This is a genomic window from Bacteroides sp. HPS0048, from assembly GCF_964240755.1.
GTDB classification, from domain to species: Bacteria; Bacteroidota; Bacteroidia; order Bacteroidales; family Bacteroidaceae; genus Bacteroides; species Bacteroides nordii.
Map to the genome: position 1 here is coordinate 1 of NZ_CAXSVC010000081.1, position 677 is coordinate 677.

The 677-nt window shown below is 35.5% G+C and carries 1 pseudogene; it reads left to right on the forward strand.

Annotation, left to right across the window (positions count from 1 at the left end):
• Window positions 1–15 precede the first annotated feature (15 nt).
• A pseudogene (locus tag ACESQI_RS24135) lies at window positions 16–677 on the forward strand (ISL3 family transposase); the annotation flags it as partial.

Here is a 677-nt window from a genome sequence, read left to right on the forward strand (position 1 = left end):
AAAGAAGATTCCCGCATGATAAAGTTTAAAGAAGTGAAAGAATTACAACAAAAGGGATTTAAACCTTTTGCCATTTCTAAGAAGCTGGGAATAGCACGGCAGACTGCAACCAAATTCTGTAGAATGCAAGAACTTCCTACGCGAAATAGTAAGCAGAGGAACAACTACCATTTGTATGATAAGTACGTTGAAGACGGGGTTAAAAATGGAATCGCTCTAAAAAGCCTTCATGTCGAGATTTGTAAAATGGGGGTCAAGGGAAGTTTGACATCATTCTATGACCACTACAGATACTTGAGTGACGGACACAGAGGATTTAGACCTAAATGTTTCAAACCAAATAGAAAAGGGAAACCAATAGACGAAAGGGGGAAACTATGGTCCCTCAAACAAATATCCGTCATCATTAACAAATCAATCTATCAAAAAAAGGTTAATAAGCCGGAGGAAGAGCTTATTGAAACGTTGTCTGAGTTTTATTGGTTTAAACAGATGTATGAGGCAGCTAAATCCTTTTACTGTATTATTACAGGTACGGAAACTGACAAACTAATAAGATGGATGAAAGAATTTTGGAATACAAATTTACAAACCCTAAAAACTTTTTTATTAGGAATAAGGAAAGATTACAAAGCGATCAAAAACACAATCAAGTACAATATTACCAATGGGATTAC